This is a genomic window from Kitasatospora sp. NPDC056184 (assembly GCF_042268405.1).
Lineage (GTDB): Bacteria > Actinomycetota > Actinomycetes > Streptomycetales > Streptomycetaceae > Kitasatospora.
Genome location: NZ_JBHJUI010000024.1, coordinates 30,834 through 48,130, shown reverse-complemented (window position 1 = coordinate 48,130; position 17,297 = coordinate 30,834). Strand labels below are relative to the sequence as shown.

The 17,297-nt window shown below is 72.8% G+C and carries 15 protein-coding genes and 1 riboswitch; of the genes, 13 read left to right on the top strand and 2 right to left on the bottom strand.

Annotated features, from left to right (window positions below; translation table 11 throughout):
• Positions 1-11: 11 nt before the first annotated feature.
• A complete protein-coding gene (locus tag ACFC0B_RS33110; protein WP_376094388.1) occupies positions 12-2,015 on the top strand; it encodes a tetratricopeptide repeat protein in 2,004 nt (667 codons plus the stop codon).
• Between the two features lie 30 nt (positions 2,016-2,045).
• On the opposite strand, the gene ACFC0B_RS33105 is transcribed toward ACFC0B_RS33110, so the two are convergent.
• Positions 2,046-2,420: an ArsR/SmtB family transcription factor gene (locus ACFC0B_RS33105; RefSeq protein WP_376094385.1), complete on the bottom strand. Its 375-nt coding sequence runs from the start codon at positions 2,418-2,420 to the stop codon at positions 2,046-2,048.
• Between the two features lie 83 nt (positions 2,421-2,503).
• Positions 2,504-2,696: riboswitch (cobalamin riboswitch) on the top strand.
• A gap of 31 nt (positions 2,697-2,727) precedes the next feature.
• Between ACFC0B_RS33105 and ACFC0B_RS33100 the strand changes: the two genes are divergently transcribed.
• The 6 genes from ACFC0B_RS33100 to ACFC0B_RS33075 all read left to right on the top strand — a co-directional run bounded on the left by ACFC0B_RS33100 (position 2,728) and on the right by ACFC0B_RS33075 (position 8,268).
• Positions 2,728-3,849 (top strand): HoxN/HupN/NixA family nickel/cobalt transporter, encoded by a 1,122-nt coding sequence (locus ACFC0B_RS33100; RefSeq protein WP_376094382.1) that lies wholly within the window; start codon positions 2,728-2,730, stop codon positions 3,847-3,849.
• A gap of 70 nt (positions 3,850-3,919) precedes the next feature.
• A complete protein-coding gene (locus ACFC0B_RS33095) occupies positions 3,920-5,026 on the top strand; it encodes a M24 family metallopeptidase (RefSeq protein ID WP_376094379.1) in 1,107 nt (368 codons plus the stop codon).
• Between the two features lie 66 nt (positions 5,027-5,092).
• A complete protein-coding gene (efp, locus tag ACFC0B_RS33090; RefSeq protein WP_376094376.1) occupies positions 5,093-5,653 on the top strand; it encodes an elongation factor P in 561 nt (186 codons plus the stop codon).
• A gap of 4 nt (positions 5,654-5,657) precedes the next feature.
• Positions 5,658-6,095: a transcription antitermination factor NusB gene (gene nusB, locus ACFC0B_RS33085; protein ID WP_376094373.1), complete on the top strand. Its 438-nt coding sequence runs from the start codon at positions 5,658-5,660 to the stop codon at positions 6,093-6,095.
• A gap of 171 nt (positions 6,096-6,266) precedes the next feature.
• Positions 6,267-7,106, top strand: coding sequence for a thioesterase family protein (locus ACFC0B_RS33080; protein ID WP_376094370.1), 840 nt, complete (start codon positions 6,267-6,269; stop codon positions 7,104-7,106).
• 241 nt (positions 7,107-7,347) lie between these two features.
• Positions 7,348-8,268 carry a hypothetical protein gene (locus tag ACFC0B_RS33075; RefSeq protein ID WP_376094367.1) on the top strand — a complete coding sequence of 307 codons (921 nt, stop codon included), beginning with the start codon at positions 7,348-7,350 and terminating at the stop codon, positions 8,266-8,268.
• Positions 8,269-8,437: 169 nt separating this feature from the next.
• Here the strand turns inward: ACFC0B_RS33075 and ACFC0B_RS33070 are convergent, their stop codons facing one another.
• Entirely contained in the window at positions 8,438-8,941 is a 504-nt protein-coding gene (locus ACFC0B_RS33070; RefSeq protein WP_329930432.1) for a transcriptional regulator, read from the bottom strand.
• 329 nt (positions 8,942-9,270) lie between these two features.
• Between ACFC0B_RS33070 and pyrR the strand changes: the two genes are divergently transcribed.
• Genes pyrR through carB form a run of 6 tightly spaced genes read left to right on the top strand, consistent with a single transcriptional unit; the run spans position 9,271 to position 17,253 of the window.
• Positions 9,271-9,894, top strand: coding sequence for a bifunctional pyr operon transcriptional regulator/uracil phosphoribosyltransferase PyrR (gene pyrR / locus ACFC0B_RS33065; protein ID WP_376094364.1), 624 nt, complete (start codon positions 9,271-9,273; stop codon positions 9,892-9,894).
• A gap of 5 nt (positions 9,895-9,899) precedes the next feature.
• On the top strand, positions 9,900-10,877 hold the full coding sequence (locus ACFC0B_RS33060; protein ID WP_376094361.1) for an aspartate carbamoyltransferase catalytic subunit: 978 nt from the start codon (positions 9,900-9,902) through the stop codon (positions 10,875-10,877).
• Entirely contained in the window at positions 10,874-12,178 is a 1,305-nt protein-coding gene (locus ACFC0B_RS33055; RefSeq protein ID WP_376094358.1) for a dihydroorotase, read from the top strand. Before ACFC0B_RS33060 ends, ACFC0B_RS33055 begins: the two co-directional genes overlap by 4 nt.
• The gene (locus tag ACFC0B_RS33050) at positions 12,175-12,747 is read left to right on the top strand and encodes a hypothetical protein (RefSeq protein WP_376094355.1); all 573 of its coding nucleotides are present in this window, start codon (positions 12,175-12,177) and stop codon (positions 12,745-12,747) included. The genes ACFC0B_RS33055 and ACFC0B_RS33050 overlap by 4 nt, the downstream gene beginning before the upstream one ends.
• A complete protein-coding gene (gene carA / locus ACFC0B_RS33045; protein WP_376094352.1) occupies positions 12,744-13,949 on the top strand; it encodes a glutamine-hydrolyzing carbamoyl-phosphate synthase small subunit in 1,206 nt (401 codons plus the stop codon). Before ACFC0B_RS33050 ends, carA begins: the two co-directional genes overlap by 4 nt.
• Positions 13,942-17,253 carry a carbamoyl-phosphate synthase large subunit gene (gene carB, locus ACFC0B_RS33040; RefSeq protein ID WP_376094349.1) on the top strand — a complete coding sequence of 1,104 codons (3,312 nt, stop codon included), beginning with the start codon at positions 13,942-13,944 and terminating at the stop codon, positions 17,251-17,253. The genes carA and carB overlap by 8 nt, the downstream gene beginning before the upstream one ends.
• The last annotated feature ends 44 nt before the right edge of the window (positions 17,254-17,297 follow it).

Below are 17,297 nucleotides of genomic sequence, written 5' to 3'. Positions count from 1 at the left end.
GGAGCGCGCGGATGACGGACGGGCACCGGACGGTCAACACCGTGTCGGGCACGGTTCACGGCATGGTGGTGCAGGCCGGCACGGTCGTGATGTCGGCGTCCGGACTCGCCGTGCCGCGCCAGATCCGCGGCCCGCGCCGGGCCTTCGTCAACCGGGAGAGCGAGTTCGCCCGCCTGGACGCGGCACTGGGCCGACTGGACGACGCCGGGCCGGCCGTCCTGGCGTTCACCGGGCTCGGCGGCGTCGGCAAGACCGAGCTCGTCGCCCAGTTCGCGGCCCGGTCCGCGGCGCACTTCCCGGGCGGCCAGCTCTACGCGGACCTCGCCGTCCACCGGCACCCCGGCGGGGTGGACGTCGGCGAGGTGCTCGGCGGCTTCCTGCGCGGTTTCGGGCTCCCGCACGTGCCGGACGCCCCGGCCGAGCGGGCGGCGGCGTTCCGCACCGTGACGGCCGCCGGGCGCCGGGTCCTGGTCTTCCTGGACAACGTCGAGCACGCCGCCGAGGTCCGGGCGCTGCTGCCCGCCACCGGACTGCTGGTGGCCGCCGGTCGGCGCCGACTGCCCGGGCTGGTCCTGGACGGCGCCGAGGTGGTGCGCCTCGACCCGCTCCCGGCCGGCGCCGGATGCGAGCTGGTCCGCGGCTGGCTGGGCCCGGGCCGGGGGACGGACGCGGAGCTGGCACGGCTGGTCGAGTTCTGCGGCGGTCTGCCGCTGGCCCTGAACGCCGTGGGGTTCCGGCTGCTCGACCGCGAGGAACTGCGGGTCGACCGGGTACTGGCCGAACTGACCGACAAGGAGCGCAGATTGTCGTCGCTGAGCAATGAGGAGGGTGCGGTCGAGGACGTCCTGGACAGCGTCCACCGGCAGCTGCCCGAGTACACCCGTACGCTCTACCGGCTGCTGGGCGTCAACCCCGGGCCGCTGGTCTCGGTCGAGCTGGCCGAGGCGGCGGGGGTGCCGCGGGCCGCGGACGGCCTGGCGGACCTGCGATCGGCGCACCTGGTGGACGACGTGGCGGAGGACGGGCCGGAGCGCCGGTACCGTGCCCACGACCTGGTCCGGCTGCACGCCGCCGGGACGGTCCGCGAGCTGCCCGACCGGCTGGAGCTGCTGGCCCGGATCGTCGACTACTACCGCGGCCGCGCGGGGCTGGCCGACCGCGCGATCGGCGACCGCTTCCGGCTCCAGGAGGGGCCGGGCGGGACGGCGCTGCCGGGGTTCGGGTCGGGAGCGGAGGCGCTGGAGTGGCTGCAGAGCGAGCGGGCCAACCTGCTGGGCGCCGTCCGGGCCGCCGCCGAGCAGCGGTGGCACGGCGAGGTGTGGCGGCTGTGCGAGTCGCTCTGGCCGCTGTACCACGGGCGCAAGCACTACGGCGACTGGGTGGAGAGCCATCTTCTCGGCATCGAGGCGGCCCGGGAGGACAACCGGCCGGACGCCGTGATCCGGCTGCGCAACCAGCTCGGGCGTGCCTACTACGAGCGCGCGGAGTACCCGCTCGCCGCCGAGCAGCTGGCGGCCGCGGCCGCCCTGCTGCCGGAGGTGGACGAGCCCCGGCTGGCCGGCGTGCTGTGGGAGACGGACGGCCTGCTCTGCCTGGCCGACGGGCGGCCGGAGCGGGCCGTGGCGCTGTTCACGCGGGCCCGGGAGGCCAACGAGGGAGACCCGCACGGCGTGGTGGTGCAGAGCTACAACCTCGCCCAGGCACTGGTGGCCGCCGGGCGGGCGGAGGAGGCGCTGGCCGTGCTCGAGGAGGCGACCGCGGTGGCCGGGCGGGAGGGCGACGCCCCGATGCTGATGCGGCTGCCGCTGGTCGAGGCCCGGGCGGAGCGGGCGCTGCGGCGGTCGGCGGCGGCGGTCGGGGCGGCGGAGCTGAGCGCCGGGCGGGCACGGGAGTTGGGCCAGCCGAAGAAGGAGGCGGCGGCGCGGGAACTGCTCGTCGAGCTGGCGGAGGAGCTGGGCGACACCGCTCTGGCCGACCGCAACCGCGCCCGGCTGCGGGAGCTGCGGGGGCGGTGAGCGGGGTCGGCCCGGCCGGCCGATGGGGGGTCAGCCGGCTGCGGCGGTGGGGGTGGTGCCGGCGCATTGGTCGAGGAGGGGGCGGAGGGTGGGGTCCACGAGCCGGTAGCGCACGACGCGGCCCTCCTTCTCGCCGGCCACCGCGCCGGCCGTTCGGAGCAGGCGCAGGGCCTGGGAGACGGCGGGGTCGCGCATGCCGGTGGCGACGGCGAGGTCGGTGACGGCGAGCGGGCCGGTGTGGTGCAGGGCGAGCAGGAGGGCGAGCCTGCCGGGGTCGGCGAGCAGGGCGAAGCGGTCGGCCCAGGAGCGGACGTGGGCGGTGTCGCCGATCGCGGCGATGGCCTCGCAGACCCGGTGGCCGTCGATGGTGCGGTGGCCCGCACGGTCGGCCGGTACGAGATGCATACGGGCCATTCTGGCAGGCGGTGGACTGTGATCCCGAACACCTGCGTAGGTGCGCAGTCTTGCAAGCTTCCTCCCGGGCCCCCTACGGTGTTCCCCGCCGTGGTGCTCGGGAAGACCGGTGACGGACCCTCAGGGGTCCCAGTCCGGAGCGGCCCTCGCCACTGTGATCGGGGGAAGTGTCCGTACCCACGACGCCACTGGGCGCCTCGCGCGCTTGGGAAGGCGGGTACGGGAGCCCCGTCAGCCAGGAGACCGGCCGCGGCATCTCACGAAGTCATTCCACGAGGTGCTGGAGCGTGATCCGCAGATGACCCTGCCCGAAACCGCCGCGGCCGCGGCGCCGCCCGCCGCCCTGCCCGCCTTCCGCTGGCGCCGAGAGGACACCCTGCGCACCGCCGGGCTGTTGGGGGTGATCCTCGCCATGCACCTGGTGGCGTTCGGCACCCTGATCTTCCTCGTCGCACCGGAGAAGTACGAGGTCGGCACCCAGGTCTTCGGGGTGGGTCTGGGCATCACCGCGTACACCCTCGGCATGCGGCACGCCTTCGACGCCGACCACATCGCGGTGATCGACAACACCACCCGCAAGCTGATGGCGGACGGCAAGCGCCCGGTCTCGGTGGGCTTCTGGTTCGCGCTCGGGCACTCCTCGATGGTGGTGCTGATGGCCGCCCTGGTGGCGGGCGGCGCGCAGCTGGCCAACACGCTGATGGACGACGAGTCGACCACCCACCAGTGGCTGGGCGTGGTCGGCACCTCGGCCTCCGGCGCCTTCCTCTACCTGATCGGCGCGCTCAACCTGGCGGCGCTGTTCGGCATCCTCAGGGTGTTCCGCTCGATGCGGGCCGGGCAGTTCGACGAGTCCGAGCTGGAGGCGCACCTGGACTCCCGCGGCCTGATGGCCCGGGTGCTGAACCGGGCCACCCGCTCGATCACCCGGCCCGGGCAGATGTTCCCGGTCGGCATGGTGCTGGGCCTGGGCTTCGACACCGCCACCGAGGTCACGCTGATGGTGATGGCGGGCTCGGGCGCCGCCTCCGGTCTGCCGTGGTACGCGATCGTCTGCCTGCCACTGCTGTTCGCGGCCGGGATGAGCCTGTTCGACACGCTGGACGGCACCTTCATGAACTTCGCCTACCAGTGGGCGTTCTCCAACCCGGTCCGCAAGGTGTACTACAACCTGACCATCACCGGCCTGTCCATCGCGGTGGCCTTCCTGATCGGCACCATCGAGCTGGTCGGCGTGCTGCACGAGAAGCTGGACCTCACCGACCCGGTGACCGGCTGGATCGCGGACATCTCGCTGGACAACGTCGGCTATGCGATCGTCGGCCTGTTCGTGGTGGTCTGGGCCGCGGCCATCGCGTACTGGCGGCTGGCCGGGGTGGAGAGGAAGTGGAGCCCGGGCGCCGTGGGCGGCGGACGGTAGCCGCCGCGGGTCCTGCCCGGGTGGGGGCGTTCGGCGGGCGGATCGGGGGAGGGGTTCGTAGGCTCGACGCATGGCTGATGCGTACGCGGGCCGTCGGGAGCGGTTGCGGGAGCACTGCGGTGCGTCCGGGGCCGACGCGGCGCTGGTCACCCGGGCGGCGAACGTGCGGTACCTCACCGGGTGCCCGCCGTGCGGGGCGACCCTGCTGCTGACCCGGGACCGGGTGCTGCTCGCACTGCCGGACGACCTGCCGCCGGACGACACCGGCGAGCACCTGATCGCCCCCGAGGTCACCCGGCTGCCGGTGGCGGTCGGGGCGGACACCGCGCTGGCGGCGGCCGCCGCGGCGGCGCGGCTGGGGGTGGCCGGGCTGGCGGTGGAGGAGCACGACCTGACGGTCACCCGGCACCGGGCGGTGGCCGGGCTGGCCGAGGGGGTGCGGCTGGCGGACGTCGGCCAGGCGGTGGAGCGGCTGCGGGTGGTCAAGGACGAGCACGAGATCGCCGACCTGCGGATCGCCGCGGAGATCGCCGACCAGGCGCTCGGCGAGCTGCTGGAGTCGATCCTGGTGGGCCGTACCGAGCGGCACCTGGCGATGGAGCTGGAGCGCCGGATGATCGACCACGGCGCGGACCGGGCGGCCTTCCCGGTCTCGGTCGGCACCGGCTCCCACTCCGGCCAGCCGGCCCACCAGCCCACCGACCGGCGGGTGGAGGAGGGCGACTTCCTGACCGTGGTGCTCGGCGCGCAGTACCGCGGCTACGGGGTGTCCACCGCCCGGACCTTCGTGATCGGCGCGGCCCCGGCGCCCTGGCAGGTCGAACTGCACCGGCTGGTGTTCCGCGCCCAGCGGGCCGGGCGGGAGGCGCTTGGGCCGGGGGTGGAGCAGTGCGTGCCCGACCGGGCTGCGCGGGAGATCCTCGGGGCGGCCGGGCACACCGAGGCCTCGCCGCACCCGGTCGGCCACGGCATCGGCCTGGAGATCCGGGAGGCCCCGCGCCTGGGCCCCACGGACATGGGTAAACTGGACAGCCGCGTACCGGTCACCGTCGGCCCGGGGGTCCACCTCCCGGGGCGGGGCGGGGTCCGGATCGAGGACACGCTCGTCGTGCGCCCCCTGGATGAGGGCGGGCCCGAGCTGCTCACCATCACCACCAAGGAGCTCCTCGCCCTGTGACACGGGTGTGCCGCAGGACGCGATCCCTTGGTTCCTTGACAGCTATATCCAGGAGTAAGTGCGCCCGTGGCTTCCACGAACGATCTCAAGAACGGCATGGTCCTCAACCTGGACGGCAAGCTCTGGGCCGTCGTCGAGTTCCAGCACGTCAAGCCCGGCAAGGGCCCGGCCTTCGTGCGCACCAAGCTCAAGGAGGTCCTCTCGGGCAAGGTCGTCGACAAGACCTTCAACGCCGGTGTGAAGGTCGAGACCGCCAACGTCGACAAGCGCACCATGCAGTTCTCGTACAAGGACGGCGAGAACTTCGTGTTCATGGACATGGACACCTACGACCAGCTGACCATCGAGCCGGGTGTGGTCGGCGACGCCGCCAAGTACCTGCTGGAGGGCTTCGACGCGCTCGTCGCCCAGCACGACAACAAGCCGCTGTACGTGGAGCTCCCGGCCGCCGTCGAGCTCCTCATCGCCGAGACCGAGCCGGGCGTCCAGGGCGACCGCTCCACCGGTGGCACCAAGCCGGCCAAGCTGGAGACCGGCGCCGAGATCCAGGTGCCGCTGTTCGTCACCACCGGCGAGAAGGTCAAGGTCGACACCCGCGACGGCAGCTACCTCGGCCGGGTGAAGTAAGTCCGTGTCGTCCGCACGCACCAAGGCCCGCACGCGAGCCTTCCAGATCCTGTTCGAGGCCGACCACCGCGGGGTCGACCCGCTCACGGTCCTCGCCGACTGGGTGGCCCGGGCCCGGGAGCCCAAGCCGGACGAGGGCACCCCGCAGGTCGGCGAGTACACCATGGAGCTGGTCGAGGGCTACGTCCAGCACGCCCGCCGGATCGACGAGCTGATCTCGGAGTACGCGGTCGGCTGGACGCTCGACCGGATGCCGATCGCGGACCGCAACGTCCTGCGGCTCGGCGCGTACGAGCTGATCTGGGAGGACCGCGTCCCGGACGCGGTCGTCCTGGACGAGGCCGTGGAGATCGCCAAGGAGTACTCCACCGACGACTCCCCGGCGTTCGTCAACGGCCTGCTGGCCCGCTTCCTGGAGCTGAAGCCCAGCATCCGCCGCTGACTCCGCGCCTCCCGCGCCCACCGCGCCGACGGCCGTCGGACCGGAAACGGTCCGGCGGCCGTCGTGCGTGTTCACCCGGGCGGCGTATGGTGTCGCCTACTCGTCAGTAACCTGGCGTGCCGGCGGCCCGCACCCGCCGGCGACCCCCGCAGCGAAGGGCAGGCCACCTCCATGACCACGGCGATCCGCAGCGAGTTCGACCAGGGCATCGCCCTCACCCCGCACCCGGACGAGCCCGGCCGCTACGACGGCGAACTCGGCTCCGGCTGGCAGATCGGCGGCGGCGTCAACGGCGGACTGCTGCTGGCCGTGGCCGGCCACGCGCTCACGCTCGCGCACACCGCCCGCCCGGAGAGCGCCGGGCACACCGACCCGGTCTCGATCAGCGGCTACTACCTCTCCGCCGCCACCCCCGGCCCGGCCACCGTGCGCACCGAGGTGATCCGCACCGGCCGCTCGCTGTCCACCGGCACCGCCGCGCTCAGCCAGGGCGGCGTGGAGCGGCTGCGGGTGGTCGCCAGCCACGGCGACCTCGCCGTCCACGACGGCGAGGTGCGCACCACCGCCGTCGCGCCGCGGCTGCCGCCGCCGGACCGGTGCATCGGCGTCGAGCACGCGCCCAAGGAACTGCTCACCCAGGCCGCCCTGCTGGAGCGGTTCGACATGCGGCTCGACCCGGCCACCGTCGGCTGGGCGCTCGGGCAGCCCTCCGGCGCCGGCCGGATCCAGGGCTGGTTCCGGCTCGCCGACGGCCGCCAGCCCGACCCGCTGCTGCTCCTGCTGGCCGCCGACGCCCTGCCGCCGGTCACCTTCGACCTCGGGATGCCCGGCTGGGCGCCGACCGTCGAGCTGACCGTGCACCTGCGCGCCAAGCCCGCGCCGGGCTGGCTGCGGGTGGTCCACGCCACCCGGAACCTGGCCGGCGGGTACTTCGAGGAGGACGCCGAGGTCTGGGACGAGACCGGCCGCCTGGTCGCCCAGTCCCGCCAGCTGGCGCGGGTGCCGAGGTAGCGCGGGAAGCTCGTGAGCGGGCGTGCACGCCGAGTGACGGGTGCGCCGCGCGTGAGCCGGACGCGCGGGGCGCGGGAGGCGGACCGCACAACCGTGCGTGACCCCAAACATCCGATTCACCCTCGGTTACAGTCCTGTGACACGTCGTACGTGTGCGCCACGCGGGGCTGGGGAGGACAAGGTCGGCGGTACCACCCGCCGCCGACCCGTCCGACCCGCCCGCCCCGCCCGAGGAGCCCCGATGAGCCGCAACGGCCGCGCCCGCCGCACCCCCGACTGCACCGCCGCGGGTTCCCGCCCCCGGGCCCGCTCGCGCGCGGCCGCCGACCGCGACGGCGTCTGCGAGCGGCAGCGGGCCGAGGGCGCCGGCCAGGCCTTCGTGATCGGTGTGCTCACCAGCCCCGAGGACTTCGAGCAGGCCCGCGCCTGGCGGCTGTCCGACGCGCCGGACCACGAGCAGTACCTGCGGGAGACCGCCGAGCTGCTCGCCGACGCCCGGAGCCGCTTCGACACCGTCCGGGCCCGGATGTTCCACCCGCAGGACTTCGCCGAGTTCTGTCTGCTGCACGGCCTCGACCCGGCCGAGCCGGCCGCCCGCGACCGCTACCTGCTCAACCCGGCGCTGCGCACCCAGCTGCTCGCCTACCAGGGCGAGGAGCTGGTCGGCGACTTCGTCCCCCGGCTGGTCCGGGCCCGCGAGAACGGCCTGACCCTGCGCCACGCCGACCTGCTGCTCGACGGCCGGCTGTACGGGGAGCGCGACGACGCCGCGCAGGGCGCCTACGAGCGGGGCGCCGAGGTGTTCCGCCGGATGCTGCTCGGCGCCGGCAGCGGGGTCTACGAGCTGCGGCTGTCGGTGGACGCGCCCGGCGGGCGGCTGTCCGCGGCGGCCCGGGTGCTCCAGTGGGAGGACGGGGTGGTCCGGATCAACGACGAGGACCTCGAACTGCTCTGCGCGGTGTTCTGCGCCGGGCTGGCCCGCGAGCTGCCCGGCCTCGCGGTGCTGCACGGCGCCCAGGGCACCGCGGCGGCCTGCGGCGAGTACCTGGCGACGGCCTGGGCCTGGGCGAGCGAGGGCCGGGTCTGGGCGCCCGCCGCCGGGCCGGTGCGGCTGGACGGCGTGGCCGCCGAGCCGGGCTACCGGCTGGAGACGGTCTGCTAGCACGCTTGAGCACGCCTCCGACGAGCCTCCGACGCGCCTCCGACGGCCCGGAGAGCGCCGCGGCGCGGCACCCCTCGCGGGGGCCGCGCCGTGACGTTTCTGCTGTTGTCCGCCGCCCCCGCAGGCGGGAAGCCGACGGGGAGCCCGGCGGGAGCCGGTGCGGCGAGCCTCAGCTCGTCTCCTCCTCGCGCACCGCGCGGCGCGCGTCGGGGTTGAGCACGCCCCAGGAGATCAGCTGCTCGGTGAGGATCGACGGCGACTGGTCGTAGATCACGGCCAGGGTGCGCAGGTCGTCCTGGCGGATCGACAGCACCTTGCCGTTGTAGTCGCCGCGCTGGCTCTGGATGGTCGCCGCGTAGCGCTGCAGCGGGCCGGCCTTCTCGGACGGGACCTGGGTCAGTCTCTCCAGGTCGAGGACCAGGCGCGGCGGCGGCTCGGCCGCGCCGCCGGGCGTACCGCCGGGCAGCAGCTCCTGCACCGGAACCCCGTAGAACTCAGCCAGTTCGGCCAGCCGCTGCACGGTGACCGCACGGTCGCCGCGCTCGTACGAGCCGACGACGACTGCCTTCCAGCGCCCCTGGGACTTCTCCTCGACACCGTGCAGGGAGAGTCCCTGCTGAGTGCGGATGGCTCGGAGCTTGCCTCCGAGCTGCTTCGCGTAGTCGCTGGACATTGATCTCCCCGGACGAGATTGCTTCGCGTTCAGTGGTGGGTCACGGGCGATTGCCGACGCCGCTACCGGTGGGTTCGACGTCTGTCTCGTAACTCACTGTGAGGTTACGTAGAGTGAGGTAGTTGCGTCAAGCCGAATGGGGCAGTCGTGCGAATGGGCCGCATCACCGGTGCGGCCGGTGCGTGAACCACGGGGAGCGGAATGGTGGCCGTCGGTTGGCCGCGAATGACGCGGTAGGATGACCGGAGCCCGCGCCGAAATCCAGGCCGGGTGTTCCAGACATCCTTTAAGGCCCGTCCCGTGAGGCGGGGAAGGAGGTCCGCTTCGGCATGACCGCACACCAGGAATCCGCGCCGCGGCCGCCGCACCAGGTGCTGGACGGCACGGACATCGCCCGGGTCATCACCCGGATAGCGCACGAGATCGTCGAGCGCGCCAAGGGCGCCGAGGACGTCGTGCTGCTCGGCATCCACACCAGGGGCGTCCACCTCGCCCGGCGGCTGCACGCCCGGCTCGCCCAGATCACCGGCCGGGACATCCCGCTCGGCACCCTGGACATCACCATGTACCGGGACGACCTGCGGCTGAAGCCCGCCCGCGCCCTGGAGCACACCGAGATCCCGCCCGGCGGCATCGACGGCCGACTGGTCGTCCTCGTCGACGACGTGCTCTTCTCCGGCCGCACCATCCGCGCCGCGCTCGACGCCCTGAACGACATCGGCCGCCCGCGCGCCGTCCAGCTCGCCGTCCTCGTCGACCGCGGCCACCGCGAGCTGCCGATCCGCGCCGACTACGTGGGCAAGAACCTGCCCACCTCGCTGCGCGAAGCCGTCCAGGTGCGCCTGGCCGACCGCGACGGCCTCGACGCCGTGCTCGTCGGCGACCGCGACTTCGCCGCGCGCTCCTCCCAGGCCCTGGCCGCCCAGTCCACCGAACCGCACCTCCCGGAGTAGCCCGCGTGAAGCGCCACCTCGTGTCCGCAGCCGATCTCAGCCGCGACGACGCGCTGCTCATCCTGGACACCGCCGAGGAACTCGCCCAGCTCTCCGGCCGGGCCGTCAAGAAGCTCCCCACCCTCCGCGGCCGGACCGTCGTCAACCTCTTCTTCGAGGACTCCACCCGCACCAAGACCTCCTTCGAGGTCGCCGAGAAGCGGCTCTCCGCCGACGTCATCAACTTCTCCGCCAAGGGCTCCTCGGTCTCCAAGGGCGAGAGCCTCAAGGACACCGCGCTCACCCTGCAGGCGATGGGCGCCGACGCCGTCGTCATCCGGCACCACGCCTCCGGCGCGCCGTCCCGCCTGGCGCAGTCCGACTGGCTGCACGGCAGCGTCATCAACGCCGGTGACGGCACCCACGAGCACCCCACCCAGGCGCTGCTCGACGCCTTCACCATGCGCCGCCACCTCAACCCCGGCGCCGGCCACGACCTCGCGGGGCGGCGGGTGACCATCGTGGGCGACATCCTGCACAGCCGGGTCGCCCGCTCCAACGTGCACCTGCTCAACACGCTCGGCGCCCAGGTCACCTTCGTCGCCCCGCCGACCCTGCTGCCGATCGGCATCGAGAACTGGCCCTGCGAGGTCAGCTACGACCTGGAGCGGGTGCTCCCCAAGACCGACGCGCTGATGATGCTCCGGGTCCAGCGCGAGCGGATGAACGCCGCGTTCTTCCCCACCGAGCGCGAGTACACCCGCCGCTACGGCCTGGACGCCGTCCGGATGGCCCAGCTGCCCGAGCACGCCGTCGTGCTGCACCCCGGCCCGATGGTCCGCGGCATGGAGATCACCGCCGAGGTCGCCGACTCCCCGCGCTGCACCGTGGTCGAGCAGGTCGCCAACGGCGTCTCCGTCCGGATGGCCGTGCTCTACCTGCTGCTCGGCGGAGCCACTCTCACCGACACCCCCCGCATCGATTCCGTGGAGACCGCTCAGTGACCACCTACCTGATCCGCAAGGCCCAGATCCTCGGCGGTGTCCCGCAGGACCTCCACATCGCCGACGGCGTGATCCGGGCGATCGGCACCGACCTGGTCGCCGAGGCCGACATCGAGATCGACGCCACCGGCCTGATCGCCCTGCCCGGGCTGGTCGACCTGCACACCCACCTGCGCGAGCCCGGCCGCGAGGACGCCGAGACCGTCCTCACCGGCACCCAGGCCGCGGCGAAGGGCGGCTTCACCGCCGTCCACGCGATGGCCAACACCTTCCCGGTGGCCGACACCGCCGGCGTGGTCGAGCAGGTCTGGCGCCTCGGCCAGGAGTCCGGCTACTGCGACGTGCAGCCGGTCGGCGCGGTCACCGTCGGCCTGGAGGGCAAGAAGCTCGCCGAGCTCGGCGCCATGCACGACTCCGCGGCCGGTGTCCGGGTCTTCTCCGACGACGGCAAGTGCGTCGACGACGCGGTGATCATGCGCCGTGCCCTGGAGTACGTGAAGGCCTTCGACGGCGTCGTCGCCCAGCACGCCCAGGAGCCGCGGCTGACCGAGGGCGCCCAGATGAACGAGGGCCAGGTCTCCGGCGAGCTGGGCCTCGGCGGCTGGCCGGCCGTCGCCGAGGAGGCGATCATCGCCCGCGACGTGCTGCTCGCCGCGCACGTCGGCTCCCGGCTGCACGTCTGCCACGTCTCCACCGCCGGCTCGGTGGACATCATCCGCTGGGCCAAGGGCAAGGGCTGGAACGTCACCGCCGAGGTCACCCCGCACCACCTGCTGCTGACCGACGAGCTGGTCCGCTCCTACGACCCGGTCTACAAGGTCAACCCGCCGCTGCGCACCGCCGAGGACGTCCAGGCGCTGCGCACGGCGCTGGCCGACGGCACCATCGACGCCGTCGCCACCGACCACGCGCCGCACCCGGCCGAGGACAAGGACTGCGAGTGGGCCGTGGCCGCGATGGGCATGGTCGGCCTGGAGACCGCGCTCTCGGTGGTGCAGCAGACCATGGTCGACACCGGCCTGCTGAACTGGGAGGGCGTCGCCGACCGGATGTCGCACCGCCCGGCCCGGATCGGCCGGCTCGCCGGCCACGGCCGCCCGGTCTCGGTGGGTGAGCCCGCCAACCTGGTGCTGTTCGATCCCGCGTACCGTGGTGCCGTGAACCCCGACAGCTTCGCCACGCGATCCCGCAACACCCCCTACAAGGGCCTTGACCTGCCCGGACGGGTCCACGCCACCTTCCTGCGCGGCACCGCCACCGTGCTGGCCGGCGAACTGGTCGAGCAGGGCGGGCTCGCGTGAGCTCCGCGGTCCTGCTGGCCCAGGAACAGGCCAGGGTCGCCAACTGGCCCGGCTACATCGGCTGGACGGTCGGCCTGCTGCTGGTCATCGGCCTGGTCTACTGGCTGATGCGTCAGGGCTGGAACTGGCGCCGCACCCTGCAGTCCGGCATCCCGCCGCTGCCGGCCGTGCCGGAGCGGGCCGGCCGGACCATCCTGGAGAGCAGCGGCCGGTACCACGGCACCACCACCGCCGGGAACTGGCTGGACCGGGTCGTCGCGCACGGCCTGGGCACCCGCAGCCGCGCCGATCTGACCCTCGGCGAGCACGGCCTGCTGGTGCAGCGCCCCGGCGACGTCGACTTCTGGATCCCCGCCGAGCGGCTGACCGGGGCCCGCACGGACTCCGGGATCGCCGGCAAGGTCGTCCCCTCCGGGATCCTCGTCGTCACCTGGGCGCACGAGGACACCGAACTGGACTCCGGGTTCCGGCTCGACCACCCCGACGAGCACACCGGCTGGGTCGAGGAGATCACCCGGCTCGCAGCAACACGTACGACGACGAAGAAGACGGAAGAGGCCGCGTCATGACCGCACCTGCCCCCACCACGCAGCGCCAAGGGCGGGAGCGCCCGTTCTCAGGGCGTGCGGCCGCCGTGCTCGTCCTGGAGGACGGCCGGACCTTCCGCGGCCAGGCCTACGGCGCGACCGGCGAGACCTTCGGTGAGGCGGTCTTCAACACCGGCATGTCCGGTTACCAGGAGACCCTGACCGACCCCTCGTACCACCGCCAGGTGGTCGTGATGACCGCCCCGCAGATCGGCAACACCGGCTGGAACGACGAGGACGACGAGTCCAAGCGGATCTGGGTCGCCGGGTACGTCGTCCGGGACCCCGCCCGGGTCGCCTCCAACTGGCGCTCCCGCCGCTCGCTGGACGAGGAGCTGGTCGCCCAGGGCATCGTCGGCATCAGCGGCATCGACACCCGGGCGCTCACCCGCCACCTGCGCGAGCGCGGCGCGATGCGCTGCGGCATCTTCTCCGGCGAGGCGCTGGCCGACCCGGCCGCGCTGCTCGCCCGGGTGCAGTCCTCGCCCGAGATGAAGGGCGCCGACCTGTGCGCCGAGGTCGCGACCACCGAGCCGTACGTGGTGCCCGCCGTCGGTGAGAAGCGCTTCACCGTCGCCGCCCTGGACCTCGGCATCAAGGCGATGACCCCGCAGCGGATGGCCGAGCGCGGCATCGAGGTGCACGTGCTGCCGGCCAACGCCACCCTGGAGGACGTCTACGCGGTCAACCCCGACGGCGTGTTCTTCTCCAACGGCCCGGGCGACCCGGCCACCGCCGACCACCAGGTCGCCGTGGCGCAGGGCGTGCTGGAGCGCAAGACCCCGTTCTTCGGGATCTGCTTCGGCAACCAGATCCTCGGCCGGGCGCTGGGCTTCGGCACCTACAAGCTCAAGTACGGCCACCGCGGCATCAACCAGCCGGTCCAGGACCGCACCACCGGCAAGGTCGAGGTCACCGCGCACAACCACGGCTTCGCCGTGAACGCACCGCTGGACAAGGTGAGCGACACCCCGTACGGGCGCGTCGAGGTCTCCCACGTCTGCCTCAACGACGACGTGGTCGAGGGCCTCCAGGCGCTCGACGTCCCCGCCTTCTCGGTGCAGTACCACCCCGAAGCAGCTGCCGGCCCGCACGACGCGGCCTACCTCTTCGACCGGTTCGTCGAGCTCATGCGAGGCGACGACAAGCACAGCGTGAAGCTCATGGAGGGCCAGCGTGCCTAAGCGCACTGACATCAAGTCCGTCCTGGTGATCGGGTCCGGCCCGATCGTGATCGGCCAGGCCGCCGAGTTCGACTACTCGGGCACGCAGGCGTGTCGGGTCCTGAAGGCCGAGGGTCTGCGGGTCGTGCTGGTGAACTCCAATCCGGCGACGATCATGACGGATCCGGAGATCGCGGACGCCACCTACGTGGAGCCGATCACCCCGGAGTTCGTGGAGAAGATCATCGCGAAGGAGCGGCCGGACGCGCTGCTGCCGACGCTGGGCGGGCAGACCGCGCTGAACACCGCGATCTCGCTGCACGCGGCCGGGACCCTGGAGAAGTACGGGGTCGAGCTGATCGGCGCCGACGTCGAGGCGATCAACAAGGGCGAGGACCGCGAGCTGTTCAAGGGCGTCGTCGAGGCCGTCAACGCCAAGATCGGGCACGGCGAGTCCGCCCGTTCGGTGATCTGCCACACCATGGACGACGTCCTGGCCGGGGTCGACACCCTGGGCGGCTACCCGGTCGTCGTGCGGCCCTCGTTCACGATGGGCGGCGCGGGCTCCGGTTTCGCGCACAACGAGGAGGACCTGCGCCGTATCGCGGGGCAGGGGCTGACGCTCTCCCCGACCACCGAGGTGCTCCTGGAGGAGTCCATCCTCGGCTGGAAGGAGTACGAGCTGGAGCTGATGCGCGACAAGAGCGACAACGTCGTGGTCGTCTGCTCCATCGAGAACTTCGACCCGATGGGCGTGCACACCGGTGACTCGATCACCGTCGCCCCGGCGATGACGCTCACCGACCGCGAGTACCAGATCCTGCGCGACATCGGCATCGCCGTGATCCGCGAGGTCGGCGTCGACACCGGCGGCTGCAACATCCAGTTCGCGGTGAACCCCGAGGACGGCCGGGTCATCGTCATCGAGATGAACCCGCGGGTGTCCCGCTCCTCGGCGCTGGCGTCCAAGGCCACCGGCTTCCCGATCGCGAAGATCGCGGCGAAGCTGGCCGTCGGCTACACCCTGGACGAGATCCCCAACGACATCACCGAGGAGACCCCGGCCTCCTTCGAGCCGACGCTCGACTACGTGGTGGTGAAGGTCCCGCGGTTCGCGTTCGAGAAGTTCCCGTCCGCGGACGCCACGCTGACCACCACCATGAAGTCGGTCGGTGAGGCGATGGCGCTGGGCCGCAACTTCCCCGAGGCGCTGCAGAAGGCGCTGCGCTCGCTGGAGAAGAAGGGCTCGCAGTTCAGCTGGGTCGGCCCGGTCGGCGACAAGGCCGAGCTGCTGGCCAAGGCGGTCGTGCCGACGGACGGCCGGATCAACACCGTCATGCAGGCCATCCGCGCCGGCGCCACCCCGGAGGAGGTGTTCGAGGCCACCAAGATCGACCCGTGGTTCGTCGACCAGCTCTTCCTGCTGGACGAGATCGCGGGCGAGCTCGCGGAGGCGGACAAGCTGACCCCGGAGCTGCTGCGGCACGCCAAGCGGCACGGCTTCTCCGACCTGCAGGTCGGCGAGATCCGGGGCCTGAAGCCGGACGTGGTCCGCGAGGTCCGGCACGCGCTGGGCATCCGCCCGGTGTTCAAGACCGTCGACACCTGCGCGGCGGAGTTCGCGGCGAAGACCCCGTACTTCTACTCCTCCTACGACGAGGAGAACGAGGTCGCCCCGCGCAGCAAGCCCGCGGTGATCATCCTCGGCTCCGGCCCGAACCGGATCGGCCAGGGCATCGAGTTCGACTACTCCTGCGTGCACGCGTCCTTCGCGCTCGCGGACGCCGGGTACGAGACCGTGATGGTCAACTGCAACCCGGAGACCGTCTCCACCGACTACGACACCTCCGACCGGCTGTACTTCGAGCCGCTCACCCTGGAGGACGTGCTGGAGATCGTCCACGCCGAGCAGCAGGCCGGGCCGCTGGCCGGGGTGATCGTCCAGCTCGGCGGGCAGACGCCGCTGGGCCTGGCCCAGGCGCTGAAGGACAACGGGGTGCCGATCGTGGGCACCCAGCCCGAGGCCATCGACCTGGCGGAGGAGCGCGGCGCGTTCGGCCGGGTGCTGCGCGACGCGGGCCTGCCGGCCCCCAAGCACGGCACGGCGTTCTCCTTCGAGGAGGCGAAGGCGATCGCCGACGAGATCGGCTACCCCGTGCTGGCCCGCCCCTCCTACGTGCTGGGCGGCCGGGGCATGGAGATCGTGTACGACGAGGCGTCGCTGGCCTCCTACCTGGAGCGCCACGCCGGCCTGATCTCCGAGCACCCGGTGCTGATCGACCGCTTCCTCGATGACGCGGTGGAGATCGACGTCGACGCCCTGTTCGACGGCACCGAGCTCTACCTCGGCGGCGTCATGGAGCACATCGAGGAGGCCGGCATCCACTCCGGCGACTCCGCCTGCGCGCTGCCCCCGATCACCCTCGGCGGGTACGACATCAAGCGGCTGCGCGCCTCCACCGAGGCGATCGCCCGCGGCGTCGGCGTGCGGGGTCTGATCAACATCCAGTTCGCCCTCTCCGGCGACATCCTGTACGTCCTGGAGGCGAACCCGCGGGCCTCGCGCACCGTGCCGTTCACCTCCAAGGCGACCGCGGTGCCGTTGGCGAAGGCGGCGGCGCGGGTGTCGCTGGGGGCGACGATCGCGGAGCTGCGGGCGGAGGGTCTGCTGCCGGCCGAGGGCGACGGCGGCACGCTGCCGGCGGACGCGCCGATCGCGGTGAAGGAGGCCGTGATGCCGTGGAGCCGCTTCCGCGACGTTCACGGCCGCGGTGTGGACACCGTCCTGGGCCCGGAGATGCGCTCCACCGGCGAGGTCATGGGCCTGGACCGCGTCTTCGGCACCGCCTACGCCAAGTCGCAGACCGGCGCCTACGGCGCGCTGCCGACCAAGGGCAAGGTCTTCGTCTCGGTCGCCAACCGCGACAAGCGCAACCTGGTCTTCCCGGCCCGGGCGCTGGTCGGCCTCGGCTTCGAGCTGCTCGCCACCGCCGGCACCGCCGAGGTGCTGCAGCGCGGCGGCATCCCCGCCACCGTGGTGCGCAAGCACAGCGAGGGCGAGGGCCCGAACGGCGAGAAGACCATCGTCCAGCTGATCCACGACGGTGAGGTCGACCTCATCATCAACACGCCGTACGGCACCGGCGGCCGTCTCGACGGCTACGAGATCCGCACCGCCGCCATCGCCCGCGCCGTGCCCTGCCTGACCACCGTCCAGGCCATGGGCGCCGCCGTCCAGGGCATCGACCGGCTGCTGCGCGACGAGGTCGGCGTCATGTCGCTCCAGGAGCACGCCGAGCTGATCAACGCCGGCCGCGCCAAGTAGCACCACTCCAGTGGGGGGCACCAGTACCGCCGGGTGCCCCCCAC